Genomic DNA, 2,344 nt, shown 5'->3' on the forward strand with positions numbered 1-2,344 from the left:
TCGATGCCGGTCACTCGGGTGACGTCCGCCGGGTCGGCGCCGGCGAGCAGCGCCTGCTGGACGTCCCGCAGGCGCCCCCCCTGGGGGGGCCCGGGCGACCCCCCCACGGCGGGCGCCCGCCCGGCCGGGGCGGCGGCCGGCGCGGGGTCGGCAACGCCCGACCGGGGGCCAGCTCCAACGGCACGGCTGCCCTGGTAGCGCCATGACCGCCGAGGCGCACCGCTACGAGGTCACCGAGAGCACGCTCGCCTACGAGGGACGGATCATCTCCGTCCGCCGCGACCAGGTGCGCATGCCCGAGGGCGACATCTCCCAGCGCGATGTCATCGTCCACCCCGGCGCTGTGGGCGTGGTCGCGCTCGACGACGGCAGCCGGGTCGTGATGGTGCACCAGTACCGCCATCCCGTCGGCGGCCCGCTGTGGGAGCTGCCCGCCGGCATCCTCGACGTGCCCGGGGAGCCGGCGTCCGTCGCCGCCGCCCGGGAGCTCGCCGAGGAGGCCGGGCTGCGCGCCGACCGGTACGACCTGCTTGTCGACGTGTGGTCCTCGCCGGGGATGACCGACGAGGCCTACCGGGTCTTCCTGGCTCGGGACCTGCACGAGATCCCGGCGGCCGAGCGGTACGTGCCGGTGCACGAGGAGGCCGAGATGGGTCTGGCGCGCATCGACCTCGACGAGGCCGTCGCGCGGGTCCTGCGCGGCGAGATCACCAACGCGATGGCGGTCGTCGGCCTGCTGGCGACGGCGCGGGCGCGGGCGGCGAACTTCGCCGAACTGCGCCCGATCGACGCCCCCTGGCCGGCCCGACCCGCCCATCGCGGCTGACAGCCGAGTGGACCGACACCGGCGGGAGATCGGGCAGCGTCGAGCCCGTCGGGTCGGCCCTCGTGGACGTCAGTCGTTGTGGACCAGTACGCCGGCGGCCTCGTTGACGACGAGGCCCTGCGCGGCGGCGAGGGTCACCGGGTCCAGCGCAAACGCCTCCGCGACGCCGGGCAGGGCAAAGGTTCCGTCCCAGGTCACGGTGAGGGTCACCTGGTACTGCCCCGGCCGGGCGTACTCGTGCGACACGTACGCCTCGGGATGGTCCCGCGGGGAGATCGCCGAGTCGTAGGGCCGCCCGGGCGCGTCGGGCCCGGTCTCGCCGTCGCCGAACTCCCAGCGGTAGTGCGGGATCGCGCTGATCGTGGCGACGACGGGCTGGTCGACGTTGAACGTGTACGACTCCGGCACGGGCGTGTAGAGAATCGTCGCCAGGTTCGCGAAGCTGCGCCCGGACGGCGCGATGACGATCGACGGTTTCGGCAGGAGCTTGTCCCGCAGGTAGTCGGCGAGTGCCGCCTGCACGGCCGCGAGCGGCACCGCGTTGTCGGGTAGCAGGTAGTTGTTGCATCCGGCCATCGTCTGGTCGAACTGGGCGCGTTCGGCCGGCGTCATCGCCGGGTCCGGGCCCACGAGCTCGTACAGTTCGCAGACCGCGGCGGGGTCGTCCGGGCAGGCCTGCCCGCAGGATGCCCGCCTTGGAACGCCCCCGTCGGCGCCGGCGGGAATGCGCTCGAGCACCCCGTCGTGGTAGCGGTACTGGTAGCCGTTGGCGGTGGCCCGGGTGTCGCAGCTTCCCCAGAGCACGCCGACGCAGGGTATCCGGGTCTCGCCGCTGGGAGCCGCTTCGGCGCGGCCGGCGGTGGGCAGCCCCGGCAGCCCGAACATCCCCGGGCCGGGCAGCGGGCCGCCGACACCGGCGAGCAGCCCGACCGCGACGGCGACCACCGCCAACCGGCCGAGCCACCGCCGTGTGGACTGCCATCGCCGTGTGGATGGCGACCGCCGCGGGGACAGCGGGCGCGGGCTGGAGAGCGGCCGCCGACCGGCGGGCGAGTCCGAGGATGCAGGCGGGATCGTCATGGCGGTCCCGGGGCGTAGCGCAGGGTCTGGATGCGCCAACCATGCTGGGTGAGGGCGAGCTCGGCCGTGGCGGCCCGGGTGGGCACGCCGGGGGCGTCGGCGGTGTGGCGCCCGGCAAGGTCGAGCAGCCCGACGGCGCCGGTGTGCAGGGTGAAGGTCACGACGGCGACGAGCCCGGCTCGGGGCTGGGCGGACAGGTCGGTGAGTCGGTAGGCGGCGGCGTCGGCATGCAGGCCGCGCTGTTCGAGCGATCGGGTCACCCCGACGTCCAGGGCGCACGGTTGGCAGCCGGCCAGCGCGGTCGGCGTGATCACGGCGAGCCGGCCGGCCCGGGTGGCGTCGTTGATCTCGCGGAAGTACGCCTCGACCGTGCGGGCGGCTGCGGCGGGCGCGTCGTCGGAGCCCCCGGCCGTCCCGGCGAAGCCGCCGGCGGATGGG

Annotated in this window: 2 protein-coding genes and 1 pseudogene; 1 reads left to right on the top strand and 2 read right to left on the bottom strand. The window is 75.3% G+C overall.

What is annotated here, in order from left to right; genetic code table 11:
- Window positions 1-202: 202 nt before the first annotated feature.
- The gene (locus ND748_RS30205; protein ID WP_251749636.1) at window positions 203-826 is read left to right on the top strand and encodes an NUDIX domain-containing protein; all 624 of its coding nucleotides are present in this window, start codon (window positions 203-205) and stop codon (window positions 824-826) included.
- Window positions 827-895: 69 nt separating this feature from the next.
- Here the strand turns inward: ND748_RS30205 and ND748_RS30210 are convergent, their stop codons facing one another.
- A complete protein-coding gene (locus ND748_RS30210; RefSeq protein WP_251749638.1) occupies window positions 896-1,771 on the bottom strand; it encodes a PKD domain-containing protein in 876 nt (291 codons plus the stop codon).
- A gap of 131 nt (window positions 1,772-1,902) precedes the next feature.
- A pseudogene (locus tag ND748_RS30215) lies at window positions 1,903-2,344 on the bottom strand (hypothetical protein); the annotation flags it as partial.

It is taken from the genome of Frankia sp. AiPs1 (assembly GCF_023716945.1).
GTDB lineage: Bacteria > Actinomycetota > Actinomycetes > Frankiales > Frankiaceae > Frankia.